This window comes from Streptomyces luteolifulvus, from assembly GCF_008806595.1.
In the GTDB taxonomy this organism is placed as follows: Bacteria; Actinomycetota; Actinomycetes; order Streptomycetales; family Streptomycetaceae; genus Streptomyces; species Streptomyces luteolifulvus.
The window spans coordinates 1-15,726 of record NZ_VZRB01000069.1; the positions used below are offsets into that span (position 1 = coordinate 1).

Below are 15,726 nucleotides of genomic sequence, written 5' to 3' on the forward strand. Positions count from 1 at the left end.
GGGCCCAGCCCGGTCGACCGCGCACGGCCGGGCAGCAAGCACCACGTCATCACCGACGCCCAGGGCATCCCGCTCGCGGTGTCGCTGACCGGCGGCAACCGCAACGACGTCACCCAACTTCTGCCCCTGCTCGACAAGATCCCCGCCGTCGCCGGGACCGTAGGCCGGCCCCGACACCGGCCCGACGCGCTGCTCGCCGACCGCGGCTACGACCACAACAAGTACCGGCGCCTGCTGTGGGCCCGGGGCATCCGCCCGGTCATCGCCGAACGAGGCCAGCCCCACGGCTCCGGCCTGGGCATCTTCTGGTATGTCGTCGAACGCACCATCGCCTGGCTGCACGGCTTCCGCCGCCTGCGCATCCGTTGGGAACGACGCGACGACATTCACGAGGCATTCCTCGGCCTCGCCACCTGCCTCATCACCTACAGACACGTCCAACGCCTTTGTTAGGACCTCTAAGACCTCAACGGGAGTCCTCCCGGACGGGGCAGTCGTCGGTGAAGCAGGAACCCCAGCGGGCGACCGCTGGAATCCCCCGCCTGTAGGCGGGGGAGGAAGTCAAGCCCGTCATTCTGCCGGGCTGCGTCCTGAGGTTCGTCCCCTCTGGTTGTGACTGGGGTGGGCTGCTCCTGGGGGCTGGGCCGGTCGGCGCGGGCGATCGTCCCGCCACGTCCGGTCTTTTCGCGGCCGTGCTCCCAGGGCGTCGGGCCAGCGCCTGAGGGAGCCGGGCCTCGACCGCTGCCGCGGTGAGGTGCGGTGTGGTGTGGTCAGGGGACGGGGGAAAGGAGGCCTTCCAGTGTCCGTGGCAGTGGATATACCCGCTCTGCGGGGAATAGCCGCTGGGCTTTGGAAGCGTGCCCGGTTTGTGTCAGTGTCGCGGCCTTGCGGACCTGGGGGGTGAGATCGGTGAGGCTGACGATCCAGCTGTCGGTGAATGTGCGGATCAGATTGCGGCCGATGCCGACCTGGATGCTGTAGTGGTTCAGTGCCGCTCCGCGCAACGAGCGTTCCGGGTCCCACTGGACATGTACGGCTGCCTGGGCCACAGCTGCCGGATCCGCCGTCGTGAGCACAGCCTGGGACAGAGCTTCCTCCCAGCCCTGCCGGGTCATCCGCACTGCTAGAACGCGCTCTTGACTGGGTTTGCGGGCCCAGTTGCTACGGTGCATGAGCCACAGGAATGAGGGCTTGATCCATGTCATCCTGTGGAATGAGAACGGCGCAACGAAGCGGCCCGCTCGCAGTGCTGCGTCGGCTATGGCCGGCGCGTAAGCCTGGTAGACCACAATCGTGTCAGCATCGTAGTCTGCGCGAATCTGGTATTGGGCTGCCATGCGCCGCACCCTGTCATCCGCTCCACTCGCATCGCGAACCATTTTCCCCGCCCCCCGGTCGGTCCGAATGTGTTGGTCATGGCCACTCGTTGAGGGGTGCGACGAGGACAGGCTTGAGCGTCCCCAGCCAGAACGGAATCGTGGTCGTCGGGGCGCAGAACCTGCAGCAGAGCGGAAGGGAGCGGGAGCAGGCCGGCCGCAGTGACGGTGTTTCCAGGCCGCGCAAGCGCCGCGCCTGCTCCCTCGTCAAGGGCTCTCGCCCAGCGGGCGCATACGTCGCAGAAGCGAAGTGAATCAGTGTGCCCGGGGACGTCGGGCCTCGGGACGCGAACAGCGCTGGCCCCGGAACGTGCCGTGACCGTCGACGCGCACGCCGGGGTGGTGCTGCGCCGTCCTGCTCAGCAACAGCGTGCACAGCGGTGTTACATACCCCACTTCCCTGTCGACGACTGAGCACTCATGCAGTCCGCCGCGTTGACCCCAGTAACGGGTGACGCACCCGCAGCCCGCTGAGTGAGGTTCGCACATGGTAAAGACTGTTCCGAAAGCAATCAGGCGGCGGTTCCCTACTGCTGACTGCTGTTCGGCCGGGACGCACGTTTCCTCCCGTGGGCCCGAGGACTGAGCGGCCGCGTTATGGACTATTGCATCCCATGCAGTCGCACGCTCAACGGCGCCGTTACGTGCCCGGAGTGCGGGGCATACGACTCCGACATGGCACACGTGAGCGATCGGCGAGAAGGTGCTGTTCCGGCAGTGGACTTCGCGATACCGGAGGTCCGCTTTGAGGGGAGTTCCGGCATCGCGGAGTCCCCTGATGTTCCCGGGGCCCCAACTCCCTCGCAGGGTCTGTCGGCAGTCCGCTGCGACCAACCGCCGCGGCTGAAGAAGTATGCCGTACGGAGCCTTACCGCAGCCGCCTTCACCGTTCTTGGCGGTCTTGCAGCAGGATCGATGCTTGGTGAGTCGACAGTCCCACGAGCAGTGTCGGTCCCGGAACGGCCATCCCTCGACGAGCCTCAGACCCCTGTCACCGCTTCACCGACCTCACCGGAGAATGCGACCACGCCCCCAGCCCGAAGTCGTGTCCGGGACCGCAGCGGCGACGGGATCCGCCGCCCTCAGCCGACGGCGACTCGCGGCGACAGGTCGGCCTCCCGACCTCGTGTCACCACCACCGCACCTCCACCCGCTACGGTCAAGCCGACCCCGCGACCCTCCAGTGACAGCCCCAGCCCGTCCTCGTCGAAGGCAACCCCTTCCACAACCCCTACTGCGAGGCCTTCCGCCAGTGCTTCCGGCAGCATCAGCGCCTCTCCCACCAGCAGTGGCTCCCCGACGAGCAGTGAGTGATCATCCATGCGGAACCCCGGTGCTGCGGCAGCTCGCGCCAACGCGTCCTCGTCAGCCGCACCCCGCGGCAGGACGCCCCCGCGTCCTGCCGGAGTGGCAACGAGCCTTTCCAAAAAACGGCAAGTGAAGGGGGGAAGCATTCAGTCGTTGAACCGACCATTGTCCTCCCGTCCCCCAGTTCCGGTTGGGCGGGAAGGCGACACCTGTCTCATGAACCGGCCGGGCCGGTGGGCCGGTCCGTCAGCAGGCGGTGTGCCTCCAGAGCGAGGTGGATCTCGCTCGCCCCCACCGGGTCGGTGGGTGAGCGCCCCGTGAGTTCCTGCACGCGCCGCAGACGGTACGTCACGGTGTTGCGGTGGCAGTACATCCGGGCAGCGGTCTCGGTGGCGGACCCGCCCGACGCGAACCACTGGCACAGCGTCTCCAGCAGCAGCTCCCTTTCGTGCTGCGGGAGTTCGAGAACGGGGCGGAGCACTCTGCGCACCGCGTGCTGGGCCGAGTCGGGGGCGCTCACCACCATCAGGCGGACCGGTGAGTCGCCGTAGGAGGCCACCTCGCGGGCGTCCGGCTCGACGCAGGCACAGGCGAGCCGCGCCTGGCGAAAGGCGCCGGGCGCCTGCTCCAGGTCGTGGAAAAGGGTGCTCACGCCCACCCTCCCGATGCTCCGCCCCCGAAGGACTTCCACGGCCTGGGCAAGGCTCCCGGACGACCGGAGCGAGAGCAGCCCCACCCGCGCGTCGTCCTCCCGGCGCCAGACCGACAAGACGCCGTGGGCTCGCAGTGCGCCCTCCATGTCGCGCAGGGCGTCCTCGTCCGCCGGACCGCCCGTGGCCGCGGGCTCGGCGCTGACCACGGCGAAGACTCCGTGCTGCGGCAGCCGCAGCGCGTCGGCGCACTCCCACAGGTGGGTGCCCTCATCCAGCCTGCCGTCGAGCAGCGCGGCCAGCAGCAGGCTCTTGACCTGCCGGTCATGGTGGGCCCGCTCGGACATGGTGTCGCGGTAGGCCACGGCCACCGCGTCGGTGAAGGTGTCGCTGACCGACCAGACCGCGGTGGCGACGTGCGGCATCTCCCGGGCTACGGTGTCTCCCGCCTCGGTCAGGACGCACTCCCACAGGAACCGTCCGGCGAGCCGGTAGGCGTGTGTCACCGCGGACAGCGGCACCCCGTGCTCGGCCTTGAAACGGCCGGTGTCGTGCGGTACGCGCAGGTCAAGAGCGTCCCGGCCCAGCTGGGTGACCATGGAGTGCAGGTTGTCCGCGCAGGAGGCGCGTAGCTGGTCGTGCTTCACGTGGCCGTGGTTGCGATAGGCGTCCTCCTCCTGCGTGATCCGGTCCGTGAGCAGGTCGGCGAAACGATCGATCCCGGGTAGCAGCACGTCGACCAGCCTGCGCAGGCCGTCGTCCATGCCGCTGTCGCGTACACCGCCGTACGGAGGGGTGACAGTCATTCGGGCTCCCGCAGTGAGGTCGGCGGGACCGCTGCGCCGGCTGTCCCACCACGACGGGCCAGTGGCCCGGAGCCGGCCGGCCCACTGGCAGACTAACCACATGAGGTGGCTGTGGCGACACCCCGCCTACGTCAACAATCCGTCCGCGTCAGACGTCGACGGCCACCGTTCCGCGGATGAGGTCCGCCGCCCGTTCCGCGATCATGATGGTCGGTGCGTTGGTGTTGCCCCGGACCACGGTCGGCATGACCGAGGCATCGACCACCCGTAGCCCCGCCACACCGTGCACGCGCAGCTCGTCGTCGACCACCGGGCCGATCGCGCAGGTGCTCGTCGGGTGGTACAGGGTCTGCAGCTCGCGCCGCGCGTATGCCAGAAGGTCGGCGTCGCTGTCGGACGGCGGCGTCAGGAAGTCCGCCCGGCGGTGCTTGCGCAGGGCCGGCTGTTCGACGATGTTCAGCACCAGCCGCAGCGCCCGTATCGCTGTGGCCCGGTCCTCCTCGGTGGACAGGTAATGGTGCAGGATGCGCGGCTTGGCGCTGGGCAGCGCCGAGCGCAGCGTGACCTTTCCGCGGCTGGTCGGCGCGAGCAGCACCGCGCCGATGTGGAAGGCATGGTCGGTGGCCGCTCCCAGCCCCTCCTGGTGGAACATCGAAGGCACGGCGTGGATCTGCACGTCCGGGGTGTCGATACCGCCGTCGGTCCTGAAGAACCCGCCGCCCTCACCGGCGTTCGAGGTGAGGGGCCCGCGGCCTTCGGTTTCCAGCAGCCGTAGATTCTCGGAGTTCTCGGCGGTGAGGAGGGATTCTGTGTCGGTGAGATGGACGACGGCCAGGTGCGGGTGGTCCTGGAGGTTCTCGCCGACCGGTAGGTTCACCCTGGGGGTGATGCCGAGGGCCGCGAGCTCGTCGGCGACCCCGATGCCCGACAGCATGAGCAGCTGGGGTGAGTTGTAAGCACCCGCTGAGACGACGACCTCCCGTTCGCACCGAAGCCCCTGCGTCGCCCCGTCCCGGTCCACCTCGACACCAACGGCCCGTCCCCCCTCGAGGAGGATGCGGCTGCACTGCACCCCGGTGAGCACGGACAGGTTGGGCCGTTCGATGGCGGGCCGCAGGTAGGCGACGGCCGTGCTGCACCGCAGGCCGCCGCGCTGGGTGAGCTCGTAATACCCGACGCCGTCCTGCTCAGGGCCGTTGAAGTCGGGGTTGAACGGGTGCCCCGCCTGCTGAGCCGCTGCCAGGAAGGCGTCGACGAGGGGGCTGCGGGAGCGCCCGGGGTTGACCGGGAGCGGGCCGCCGGCGCCGTGCCATTCGGAGGCGCCGGCGTGGTGGTCCTCCGACCGCAGGAAGTACGGCAGGACGTCGTTCCAGCCCCAGCCCTTGGCGCCCGCGGCGGCCCACGAGTCGTAGTCGCGGCGGTTGCCGCGGATGTAGATCATGGCGTTCATCGACGAGGAGCCGCCGAGCATTCGGCCGCGGGGCAGGTAGCGCCGTCGGCCTTCGAGGCCGGGCTCGGGTTCGCTGAGGTAGTCCCAGTCGTACTTGGTCCGGAACAGCTTCGAGAACGCGGCCGGAACGTGGATTTCCTGAGCGTCGTCGGCCGGGCCGGCCTCCACGAGCAGGACGCGCACGTCGGGGTCCTCGCTGAGCCGGGCGGCAAGCACGCAGCCTGCGGATCCCGCACCCACGATGATGTAGTCGTACATGGTGTGCCCTTTCTCTCGGCGGCCGGCCAGGCGGTCAGTACTGGATGGCCTTGGTCTCCAGGAACTCCTCGAAGCCCAGGCGCCCGGCCTCTCGGCCCACTCCCGACTGCTTGTAGCCTCCGAACGGGGCGAGGGGGTTGAAGGCGCCGCCGTTCACGTCGACCATCCCGGCCCGGATCCGGCCGGCAACCGAGCGCGCCCGTTCGGGGTCGCCCGACCACACGGCGCCGGCGAGGCCGTAGGGCGTGTCATTGGCGATGGCCACGGCCTCCTCCTCGGTGTCGTAGGGCAGGATCGACAGGACGGGTCCGAAGATCTCCTCGCGGGCGATGGTCATGTCGTTGGTGACGTCGGTGAAGACGGTCGGAGCCACGAAGTAGCCGGGCCCGTCGTGCGGCGCGTCGGGGCCGCCGGTGAGCAGGGTGGCGCCCTCGGCGATCCCGGCCGCGATGTAGTCGCGTACGCGCTTGAGCTGGACGTCGGAGACCAGGGGACCGATCCGCGTCTCCTCGTCCTGGGGGTCGCCGACGCGGTAGCCGAGCGCCACCCCGGCAGCGATCCGGCCGGCCTCCTCGAGCTTGTCACGGGGGACGAGCATGCGGGTGAGAGCGATGCAGGTCTGGCCGCCATTGAGGTAGCACTTGGCCACTCCGTCGGTGACCGCGGCCTCCAGGTCGGCGTCGTCCAGAATGACGTTGGGGGACTTGCCGCCGAGTTCCAGCGCCACCTTCTTGACGGTCTCCGCCGCCAGCGCCGCCACCCGCCGGCCGGCCCGGGTCGATCCGGTGAACGAGACCATCGCCACGTCGGCGTGGCTCACCAGCGCCTCACCCACCACCGGCCCGTATCCGGTCACCACGTTGAGCACTCCGGCGGGCAGCCCCACGGACTCGGCGATCTCCGCAAGGAGCATGGCGGACAGGGGAGCGACCTCGGAGGGCTTGAGCACGACCGTGCAGCCCGCGGCCAGGGCCAGCGCCACCTTCAGCGAGACCTGGTGCAGCGGAAAGTTCCAGGGTGTGATGCAGCCGACGACTCCGACGGGCTCACGGACGACGTGCGAATTGCCGACCTCCTCCGGCCCGAAGTCGAAACCGGCCGCCAGCTCGGCGGCCTGACCGAAGGTGAAAACGGGCAGTCCCGACTGCAGGACCCGACTCTCCTGGACAGGAGTACCGACCTCGCTCGCCACCAGGCGCGCGATCTCCTCCGCACGCTCCTCCAGCACACCGTGGATACGCCGCAGATAGTCCCCACGGACCTCGGGGGAGGTCTGGGACCACTCCTCAAAGGCCCGGGCGGCGGCACGCACCGCCCGGTCGACGTCCTCGGGCGTACCGGCCGGAACCGAGCCGATGACACGTTCGTCCGCGGGGTTGACGATTTCGATCACCTCGGCGTTCGGCGCCTGGGTCCATTCCCCGTCGATGAAGTGCCCGCTGTAGGTCTTCATGGCTGTGCTCCTTGCTCGGCCCGTTTTCCCGGCAGTGTGCGCGAGCTGTGACGACGGGGTCGATGGAGCGGTGAAGCCGGATCGGCTCACCCGATTGTGCATCTGCACAAGGACGGACGTCGCCCGACCCTTTGCCGAAGTCGAGTACGGCCTTGCGGTGGCTGAGCGTCTCGATGGAGTCGCGGCCGTGGTAGTTGCCCATGCAGCTCCCGCCGACGGCACCCCGAGGTGGAACATCGGCAGACCGAAGTCGAGGCCGCCGGAGGAGGCCTCATGTGTCGGGCATGCACAAGGTCGGCCCGAGCGGTGGTGAGTCCCTTCACACCGCAGCGGTGACCCGGGGTTCGCCCGTCGCCGGCTTGCTGCGCAGCAGCCAATTGGTGACGCCGCTGAGCAGCAGCCCTCCGGCAGCCAGCACGGTCCCTCCCGCCGGAACCGGGAGCACCAGGTGGACCGCACGCTCCAGCGCCGCGGCACTGGGTGTGGTGGCGCTCGGCCATCCGCAGCCCGTGACGGTCGGGGACGTGGCCCGGCGGCTGGGGGTGACAGCATCCTCGGCGAGCCGGGGGCTCGCCCAGCTGGAGCGCTCGGGCTGGGTGAGACGCGCCTCCTGGCCCGGCGACCGGCGGATCAGTCGCATAGAGATGACCGAGGCGGGCCGAAGCCTGTGGGAACAGGCCAGTCGCACGCTCGATCACGAACTGGACGCCGGCCTTCAACGTGCTGGCCTTCGACGAGAGGTACGCCCACGTCGTGGCCCGGCTGTGCCGGAGCGCCGAAGCCGCTCCACACCGCGAGAGGCCCGCCTCCTCGTGAGAACCCGCGGGGTGGCCCGGGTGGCTCACGCCTCCGGTACGGGCCGGGGTATGAGGAACATCCGTGTCAGATCGTGCGCTAAGCGTTCGTTGGCCCTGGTGGGCGGCTGACGGAGCGTCGGCTGCGGGGTCGGTCTGAAGTCGTTCCACGGATAACGCCCTATTATCTGCGGGAGCATGGTTCGTCGCCTTGTGACCTTCGGAGCTTCACGGCGCAGAATCTTCAGCGGGTATCTGACGCCGAGGAGCCGTGGTTCTGTTCGTGAGCCATGAAAGCCCGTTTGCGGGTGCGCGATAGGTTGCCCGCCATGACTGAACTAGGGTCCGTCACCTGGCCACCTGCCCCGATCAAGACCGAGCGGCTCGTGCTCCGCGAGTCCGAGGCCCGGGACCGTGCGGCGTTCATCGAGCTGCTGGCGTCGCCAGAGGTGCACACCTACCTCGGCGGTCCCCGCCCGCGTGACGAGCTTGAGCGCGAGATGCCCGCGGTGCCCGAGCGGTGGCCCGGGAGTTTCGTCGTTGATCTCGACGGGGCGATGATCGGCCAGATCCTGCTCAGGAGAGCAACGGGGCACAGTCGCCCGACTGCCGCGGGGAAGGCCGATCTCGGCTACCTGTTCCTGCCGCGAGCGTGGGGATTCGGGTATGCCGCCGAGGCGTGCGCGGCGGCACTCGACTGGTTCGACGGCGTCCTTCCCGGCGAGCCGGTGGTGCTCACCACCCAGACCGCCAACGTCGGCTCGATGCGTCTCGCGACAAAGCTGGGGTTCACCGAGGTAGAGCGGTTCCAGGCCTGGAACGCCGAGCAGTGGCTCGGCCAGCGGTCCCCGGTCACGCCGTCCGCTTGAGCCCGTGATCGAAAGGGGTGGTGTGCCGGCCGTCAGACTCAGGGGCTCGGCGCCGTCAGATACCGCTGAAGCGTGGGCGCCAGCCACGCCACGATCTCCTCGCGGCTCAGCTCCACGGCCGGCGGAATCCGCAGAACGTACCGGGTGAGCGCCAGTCCGAGCAGCTGCGTGGCGACCAGTCCGGCCCGCGCGGGGGACTGCTCGGGGTCGGGGCACACCGTGAGGGCGACCGGCAGCAGCTGGTCCCGGAAGATCCCCTGCATACGCTCGGCGCCGGCCTGATTGGTCGCGCCGACCCGGAGCAGGGCCGTGAGCACCTCGTTCTCCTCCCACATGGCGAGGAAGTGCGCCACGAGCGCCCGGCCGACCTCGTGCCGCGGCAGCGAGCCGATGTCCGGAATCTTCAGGTCCACGGTGACCGCCGACGCGAACAGGCCCTCCTTGTTGCCGAAGTAGCGCATCACCATCGACGGGTCGATGCCCGCGTCCTTGGCGATGGCGCGGATGGTGGCCCGCTCGTACCCGTCGGCTGCGAAGCGCTCGCGGGCCGCGAGGAGGATCGCGCCGCGTGTGGCGTCGGAGCGGCGCCGGGTGGTGCTGCTGTCATTGCCGTTCATGTCACCAAGCGTAGGCCAACATTCGTAGGCCAACAAGTGTTGACTCATGGCGGGCGGCGCGCCTAGTCTCGTCAACGAGCGTTGGCAAACAGTTGTTGGCAAGCAAGTGTTGGCAAACATGCGTTGGCGGAACGCGCGTTGTCAAGAGGAGGCCCTCATGAACCACCGCACCACGCACCCCGTGATCGTCGTCGGCTCCGGTCCCACCGGCCTTCTGCTGGCCGGCGACCTCGCCACTGCCGGCGTCCCCGTCACCCTCGTCGAGAAGCGCCCGCACAGGATCAGCAACCTCTCCCGCGCCTTCGTCCTGCACGCCCGCACGCTCGAACAGCTCGACGCCCGCGACCTCGCCGACGACCTCGAAGCGGCCGGCCGCCGCCTCGACCGGCTGCGTCTCTTCGGCCGGCTGACGGTCGAGCTCGGCAGCCTCCCCTCCCGCTTCAACCACCTCCTCGTCATCCCGCAATATGAGGTGGAGAAGGTCCTGGAGCGGCGGGCCGTCGAGGCGGGAGTGGAGTTCCGCTACGAGACCGAGGTCACCGGGCTGGCCCAGGACGCGGAAGGCGTGACCGTCGAGGTCCGCGGTCCCGGCGGGGCGGTCGAATCGCTCCGGGCCGCCTATGCCGTCGGTGCCGACGGGATGCGCAGTGCGGTGCGGCAGGCGGTCGGGCTGCCCTTCCCGGGGCGCTCCGTGATCCGTTCCGTGGTCCTCGCGGACGTCCGGCTCGCTGAGGAACCCGAGACGCTCCTCACCGTCAACGCGGTCGGCGACGCCTTCGCCTTCCTCGCACCGTTCGGCGACGGCTACTACCGGGTGATCGGCTGGGACCGCCGCCGCGACGTCCCCGACAGCGAGCCTCTCGGGCTCGACGAGGTCAAGGAGATCACCCGCCTCGCCCTCGGCCGCGACTTCGGGATGCACGACGCCCGCTGGATGTCCCGCTTCCACAGCGACGAGCGGCAGGCGCCCGCCTACCGAGCGGGCCGGGTCTTCCTCGCCGGCGACGCCGCGCACGTCCACACCCCGGCCGGCGGACAGGGCATGAACACCGGCCTGCAGGACGCGGCCAACCTCGGCTGGAAGCTCGCTGCCGTCGTCAACGGCCACGCGGCGCCGGAACTGCTCGACTCCTACCAGGCCGAGCGCCACCCTGTGGGCAGGTCCGTGCTGCGCAGCAGCGGCGGCATCGTCCGCCTCGCCATGGCCAGGCGCCCCTGGACGCTGGCGCTGCGGGCGGCGCTCACCACCTTCCTCAACACTGTCGGCCCGGCCCGGCGCAGGGCGGCCGGCCAGATCACCGGCATCGGCTACCGCTACCCCGCCCCCCGTGGCTCCCACAGTCTGACCGGCACCCGGGTGCCGGATGTCGCCCTGTCGGGCGGCCGCCTCTACGAGGCCCTGCGCGGCGGCCGGTTCGTGCTGATCACTCCGGAAACATACGAGGGGCAGGGTGCGCGCAAGGACCGGCTGGCCGTGGAGCGCTGGGCGGGAGACCGCCGTACGACCGTGCTGGTCCGCCCCGACGGATACGCGGCGTGGGCGACGGACGGCGCGGACGCCACGGCGATCGAGAGCGCGGTCGCCGCCCACGTGGGGTGAGAGCCTGCGTCTGAACCCCGGCCGGATCAGCGCGCGTCGTCTGGTGCGTGCGAGCGTGCCAGCGGCGCGCGCCCGGTCGGGGTTCAGACACAGGCTCAAGGACCCGTCCACCATCGGCTCAACCGCGAGCTCGGCGCCGACTTCGACCTGGACCCGTTCGAGCGGGCGGCTTCCGCCTGTCCGTACGGGACCTGCTGGCGGAACTGGTCGAACTGCGCCTTTCACTGCGTGCCTGGCGGTGTCGTCGGCCATGGCCTTCGAGGCGACTTCGCCGAGGGCATCAACGGCCCACCGCACCCCCGGCACAACCGCGGCCTGCCCTCGTCTGCCGCGACAACGGCCAACCGCAGCCGGAGCACCTTGTCACCGCCGGCCCGGCAGAGAAGGGCGTACGGCCCCGGCGCCCGAAGCGGGTCTACTGCTCTCCGGCCTGTCGCAAACGGGCCTGGCACACGAGGGCGCCAGCCGCTGCCTCCAGGACGTGGCGGGCGTGCCAGCAAGATGCTGCGGCATGCCGAGCGTGTACACGCTGCAGGTGGCGGTCACGCTTCGGGCAGGGCGCGTGGCGGCGATCTCGAGCGGGACCGTTGCGCCGGGCGTCTGTACGTGGCCGGGCCGGAGCAGAGTTGGTCCTTGGGTATCGGCACGGGGTCCCTGGGGTCAGCGGGTGTGGATCGGCCGGGGTAGGAGGTTGCGCAAGAGTTCCGCGGTGTCGGGTTTTCGGTGTCCGTGTCGGCGGTGGTGAGCAGTTCGATCGCGTCGTGGAAGCGGTCGTCGTCGAGGGCCTGCAGGCGGACCAGCAGGCCGGAGCGCGGCAGGGCGACGAGCGCGTCGGCGTCGGCAAAGTCGGGGTGGTTGGCGGAGCAGGTCCACAGATCCTGGCGGTCGCCGCGGGCAGTGAAGGGCGCGCACGGCGGGGCGCCTTGGGCGAGGTGGCGTTCAAGACGGCTTTCGTGCAGGACCACCCCGTTCAGGGCGGGCAGGTCACGGCCGGCTGCCCGGAGCACCGAGCCTTCTTGAACTCGCCTGCTCGATCACGTGCCTTCGATGGCTCCGGAAGGCATTCCGAACAATCAGAAAGCGGACGGATGGTGCTCGTCGAGGCGGGCCATGAGGGAGTTCTTCGTGTCGGGCCAGTCAGGACTGGTGATGCTGTAGAGCGCGGAGTCACGGATCCAGCCGTCGCGCATGACCATGTGCTGGCGCAGGACCCCCTCATGGGTGGCACCGAGGCGGGTGATCGCGGCACGCGAGGTGCTGTTTCGGACGTCGGTGAGGAACTCGACGCGGTTCATGCCAAGGGTCTCGAACGCGTGGGTGAGCATCAGCAGCTTGGCCTCGGTGTTGACGGCCGTACGCTGCCAGGACCGGCCGAGGAAGGTGAAGCCGATCTCCAGCCTGCGATTCGGCAGGTCAACCGCCATGAACCGGGTCGATCCGGCGATGCGCCCCGTGGCCAGGTCGATGGTCGCGAACGCGAGCTGGCTGCCGGCGGCATGAGCGGCGAGTGCGTCGTCGATGAATACACCCACGTCGCGGGGATGGGGGACGAGCGTCACTTGCAGCTTCCACAACTCGCCGTCACGGACAGCCTGGCACAGACCATCGTGGTGTCCGTGTGTGAGCGGTTCCAGCCGTACATGTGCGCCCGCCAGCATTATGGCTTCCAACCCCATGCACTACCCCCAGTGATCATCTCTCACTGGGACGGTACCGGCACGGGCGGGCTGAGCGCCGCGACGACCAGTATGCGGGCACCCCGCGTGGGCGAGCATGCCTCGCCGGATCACGCTCAGCCGATGGCGGCCACGGCCTCGGCCAGGCGATCGCAGGCCTGATCCGCGCGACAGCACCGCAGCCGGGACTCCTCTGCCGCTTCCCGGCCCATCTCAGTCCGTTGGCATGCCCTCTGATCCGCAGAGCCACCGCGTCCGGCAGTGACATGTTGAAACCATCAGCTCAGGCGCTGAACTCAGAGCCGCCTTGCGGCTTTGCTACTCGTCGATCGCCGCCCCGAACCGCGCATTGGCCGCCGGCGCCCCGAGGCGTGCCCCGTCATAGGTCCAGGTGCCGTGGGCGACCAGGCCCGACGACGAGGATGGGACAACCCATACGAAGCCGTCGTTGGTGTTCTCGCCCGGTGCCGCCGCAAGCAGGCCGAACAGGCCGTCCTTGTTGGCGTCGATCAGCCGTACCTGGCCGCCCCAGCGGTCCAGGGGCTCCGCCGCGCCGGGGATGTCGGGGTGGTTCTGGTCGAAGCTGCGCGCCCCGGTCGCCGTCAGCCCGCCGCGTGCGCCGCGCAGCGCCCAGACCGCGCCCGCGTCGGAGACGGAGCCGACGTCCTCGCCGGGCGCGCCGATAGCGAGGTCCGGCAATCCGTCGCCGTTGGTGTCGCCGGAGGACATCTCGGAGCCCCACCGGTCGCCGGCCTCGGCTGTGCCGGGGACGCCGGGGGAGTCTTGCGTCCACGTCTGAGCCGGGGTCGGGTCGAGGCCGGAGAGGTCGCCCTTGCCCAGATAGACGGAGACGGATCCGCCGACGGGTGAACCGGCGCCCGTGTCGCCGATGGCCAGATCGTCCTGGCCATCGTGGTTGAAGTCGCTGGAGACGACCGCGGGACCGCCGTCGAACGCGCCACCGTCCCCCAGAGCCTCGACGCTGGGTGCGCCGTACAGCACCCGGGTGGCGCCGATGCCCGGATGGTCGCCGGTGGTCACCCCGGAGATCGCCAGGTCCGCCCAGGAGTCCTCGTTGTAGTTCCCGTGGCTGAGACTCCGCAGGGCGAAGCCGGTCTCGAGCGGGGTGAGGTCCAGGGCCTGAACGCCGTCGTCCGCCGGCTTCAGCTGCTTCACCGCCGCGCCCGGTGGGGCGGTGAAGAACAGCAGCGTGTCGTTCTCCAGGACGGCAATGCTGTCGCGCGGGTTGGCGTCCGGATCCGACGGGTCCGGGGCGAAGTACCGAGCCGCTTCGATCGCCCGCCCGAATTTCGCGTCGGCCCGCAACCGGCCGGGGTTCTCCAGCCAGCTGCTGTCGGCCCCGTGCAGCCCGGTCGGCGAGCCCCAGAAGACGATGGCGCCGCCCGCGTTGGACAGCCCGGCCAGATCCTCGCCGGGGATGCCGACGATCGCGTCGTCGTAGCCGTCGTTGTCCAGGTCGCCGGAGGCCACAGCCTGCCCGAAGCCGTCGCCGGACTCGGCACCGCCCGGGACGCCCGAGGTGTTCTGGTGCAGGACGCTCTTCTTGGCGGTGCTCAGACCGCTCGACGAGCTGTACTGCACCGTGACGTAGCCGGCGCCCCTTGCGCCGCTCACCGTGGCGCCAGGGGCGCCGAGCAGCACGTCGTCGAAACCGTTGCCGTCGTAGTCGCAGTTGCGCTGCTGCCAGCCGATCGACGGAAAGGGCGTTGCGGCCGGTGCGGCGGGGGCCGCCCACACGGCGCCACCGCCGAGGGTGAAGATCGCCGCGGCCGTGAGGGCCAAGCCTGTGAAGCGACGCACGGGAGAACCTCCTTGGTCCCAAGGTTGCCCGCGGCGTCGGCTCAGCCGCGGTGGACTGTGCGTGGGGGGTTGGTCGGCGGAGGTGCGCGGTAAGGTCCCTCGGCGAGCCGACGAAGGACGGACCCGTGCGGGTGCTTTGAGCGTCCGGGCTTAATGCCGAGCGCCCGTAGTAGAAGAGCGCGGAATCATATGCGCGCCTCCCCCTTGCTTGGTGCGGTCGAGGACAACGCCTCTCTCTTCTCACCTCAAAGACATCCGAAGTTCGTCCAGGGTTGTACGCCTCGCCGGACGCATCTTCCGATGCAGGGCGATCTGATACGGCCTTGGCGACGCTGCTTACAGCCAAGTTCAGCGTGATCTAGCGCGGAATACCCCGGGCGTTCACGCCCGGGAGGAAGCGCTTCTTAACGCTGCTCTGACCTGCGCGGGTGCACTGGTCTGCGCTGTTGACCTCAGCCGGGACGTTTCTGGTTCTCGATGTACTCCTTGATGACGGCGAGCGGGGCGCCCCCGCAGGATGCGGCGAAGTAGGACGGCGACCAGAAGTGGTCACCCCACAGGTACTTGCGGATGTGGCCGGGGAACTCCTGCCGCAGGCGCCGGGCGGAGACACCCTTGAGGGAGCCTACGAGCCGGGAGATGGCGACCTTGGGCGGGTAGTGCACGAGCAGGTGGACGTGATCGCGTTCGCCGTTGAACTCCCGCAGCTCCGCGCCGAAGTCGGTGCACACGTCGCGCATGACCTCTTCGCAGCGCCGAAGGACCTCGTCGGTGAATGGTCCGCGCCGATACTGGGGTGAAGACCAAATGTGCGTGGAGGGTGTAGACGACGCTACGGCCCCTGCGGATATCGGGATTTGGCTCCCAGCTGGTGATATAGATCAATGCTACGATCACGCCCGTGAAGATCGTGACGCAGGTCAAACTCATGCCGGATGCCGTGCAGGCATCCGTGCTTGAGCGCACCCTGCGCACGGTCAATGACGCCGCGAACTGGGTGTCGGAGGTGGCGTTCGAGCACGGCGTGCCGCGCGAGTACGAGCTGCGT

Annotated in this window: 13 protein-coding genes and 2 pseudogenes; 4 read left to right on the forward strand and 11 right to left on the reverse strand. The window is 69.6% G+C overall.

All coding sequences use genetic code 11. The features are described from left to right. Positions 1-453: IS5 family transposase (locus F7R91_RS40725; RefSeq protein ID WP_150958783.1), on the forward strand; the 453-nt coding region annotated here is incomplete at its 5' end. 317 nt (positions 454-770) lie between these two features. Here the strand turns inward: F7R91_RS40725 and F7R91_RS40730 are convergent. The 6 genes and pseudogenes from F7R91_RS40730 to F7R91_RS43560 form a co-directional block, all read right to left on the reverse strand. Next, positions 771-1,337 carry a DUF4291 domain-containing protein gene (locus F7R91_RS40730; protein WP_150958785.1) on the reverse strand — a complete coding sequence of 189 codons (567 nt, stop codon included), beginning with the start codon at positions 1,335-1,337 and terminating at the stop codon, positions 771-773. Between the two features lie 1,561 nt (positions 1,338-2,898). Further along, entirely contained in the window at positions 2,899-4,140 is a 1,242-nt protein-coding gene (locus tag F7R91_RS40735; protein WP_191971880.1) for a PucR family transcriptional regulator, read from the reverse strand. 148 nt (positions 4,141-4,288) lie between these two features. After that, the gene (locus F7R91_RS40740; RefSeq protein ID WP_150958789.1) at positions 4,289-5,848 is read right to left on the reverse strand and encodes a GMC family oxidoreductase; all 1,560 of its coding nucleotides are present in this window, start codon (positions 5,846-5,848) and stop codon (positions 4,289-4,291) included. A gap of 34 nt (positions 5,849-5,882) precedes the next feature. Next, a complete protein-coding gene (locus F7R91_RS40745; protein ID WP_150958791.1) occupies positions 5,883-7,301 on the reverse strand; it encodes an aldehyde dehydrogenase family protein in 1,419 nt (472 codons plus the stop codon). A 139-nt stretch (positions 7,302-7,440) separates the two neighbouring features. Continuing rightward, positions 7,441-7,574: pseudogene (locus tag F7R91_RS43555) on the reverse strand (aldehyde dehydrogenase family protein); the annotation flags it as partial. A 46-nt stretch (positions 7,575-7,620) separates the two neighbouring features. Then, positions 7,621-7,941 (reverse strand): hypothetical protein, encoded by a 321-nt coding sequence (locus F7R91_RS43560; protein ID WP_225321104.1) that lies wholly within the window; start codon positions 7,939-7,941, stop codon positions 7,621-7,623. Between F7R91_RS43560 and F7R91_RS44485 the strand changes: the two genes are divergently transcribed. Then, positions 7,826-8,227, forward strand: a complete 402-nt coding sequence (locus F7R91_RS44485; RefSeq protein WP_225321102.1) for a MarR family transcriptional regulator — start codon at positions 7,826-7,828, stop codon at positions 8,225-8,227. The two genes, F7R91_RS43560 and F7R91_RS44485, sit on opposite strands and share 116 nt — an antisense overlap. Positions 8,228-8,424: 197 nt before the next feature. Beyond that, positions 8,425-8,964, forward strand: a complete 540-nt coding sequence (locus F7R91_RS40760; protein WP_150958795.1) for a GNAT family N-acetyltransferase — start codon at positions 8,425-8,427, stop codon at positions 8,962-8,964. 38 nt (positions 8,965-9,002) lie between these two features. On the opposite strand, the gene F7R91_RS40765 is transcribed toward F7R91_RS40760, so the two are convergent. Then, positions 9,003-9,581, reverse strand: coding sequence for a TetR/AcrR family transcriptional regulator (locus tag F7R91_RS40765; protein WP_150958797.1), 579 nt, complete (start codon positions 9,579-9,581; stop codon positions 9,003-9,005). A 157-nt stretch (positions 9,582-9,738) separates the two neighbouring features. On the opposite strand from F7R91_RS40765, the gene F7R91_RS40770 reads away from it, so the two are divergent. Next, positions 9,739-11,181, forward strand: a complete 1,443-nt coding sequence (locus F7R91_RS40770; protein ID WP_150958799.1) for an FAD-dependent monooxygenase — start codon at positions 9,739-9,741, stop codon at positions 11,179-11,181. A 542-nt stretch (positions 11,182-11,723) separates the two neighbouring features. Here F7R91_RS40770 and F7R91_RS42420 read toward each other — a convergent pair. The 4 genes and pseudogenes from F7R91_RS42420 to tnpA form a co-directional block, all read right to left on the reverse strand. Next, positions 11,724-12,188, reverse strand: a complete 465-nt coding sequence (locus tag F7R91_RS42420; protein ID WP_191971882.1) for a hypothetical protein — start codon at positions 12,186-12,188, stop codon at positions 11,724-11,726. 66 nt (positions 12,189-12,254) lie between these two features. Next, the gene (locus tag F7R91_RS40780; RefSeq protein ID WP_150958801.1) at positions 12,255-12,857 is read right to left on the reverse strand and encodes a GNAT family N-acetyltransferase; all 603 of its coding nucleotides are present in this window, start codon (positions 12,855-12,857) and stop codon (positions 12,255-12,257) included. 318 nt (positions 12,858-13,175) lie between these two features. Next, positions 13,176-14,678, reverse strand: a complete 1,503-nt coding sequence (locus tag F7R91_RS40785; protein ID WP_150958802.1) for an FG-GAP repeat protein — start codon at positions 14,676-14,678, stop codon at positions 13,176-13,178. 452 nt (positions 14,679-15,130) lie between these two features. Next, a pseudogene (gene tnpA / locus F7R91_RS40790) lies at positions 15,131-15,554 on the reverse strand (IS200/IS605 family transposase). Positions 15,555-15,726 lie beyond the last annotated feature (172 nt).

What these genes read in the sequence shown, in the direction of transcription:
- F7R91_RS40735 (WP_191971880.1), bottom strand. Translation starts at nt 4,140, where the DNA reads ATGACTGTCACCCCTCCGTACGGCGGTGTACGCGACAGCGGCATGGAC.
- F7R91_RS43560 (WP_225321104.1), bottom strand. Translation starts at nt 7,941, where the DNA reads ATGCGACTGATCCGCCGGTCGCCGGGCCAGGAGGCGCGTCTCACCCAG.
- F7R91_RS40745 (WP_150958791.1), bottom strand. Translation starts at nt 7,301, where the DNA reads ATGAAGACCTACAGCGGGCACTTCATCGACGGGGAATGGACCCAGGCG.
- F7R91_RS40760 (WP_150958795.1), top strand. Translation starts at nt 8,425, where the DNA reads ATGACTGAACTAGGGTCCGTCACCTGGCCACCTGCCCCGATCAAGACC.
- F7R91_RS40765 (WP_150958797.1), bottom strand. Translation starts at nt 9,581, where the DNA reads ATGAACGGCAATGACAGCAGCACCACCCGGCGCCGCTCCGACGCCACA.
- F7R91_RS40740 (WP_150958789.1), bottom strand. Translation starts at nt 5,848, where the DNA reads ATGTACGACTACATCATCGTGGGTGCGGGATCCGCAGGCTGCGTGCTT.
- F7R91_RS40770 (WP_150958799.1), top strand. Translation starts at nt 9,739, where the DNA reads ATGAACCACCGCACCACGCACCCCGTGATCGTCGTCGGCTCCGGTCCC.
- F7R91_RS40780 (WP_150958801.1), bottom strand. Translation starts at nt 12,857, where the DNA reads ATGGGGTTGGAAGCCATAATGCTGGCGGGCGCACATGTACGGCTGGAA.
- F7R91_RS40730 (WP_150958785.1), bottom strand. Translation starts at nt 1,337, where the DNA reads ATGGCAGCCCAATACCAGATTCGCGCAGACTACGATGCTGACACGATT.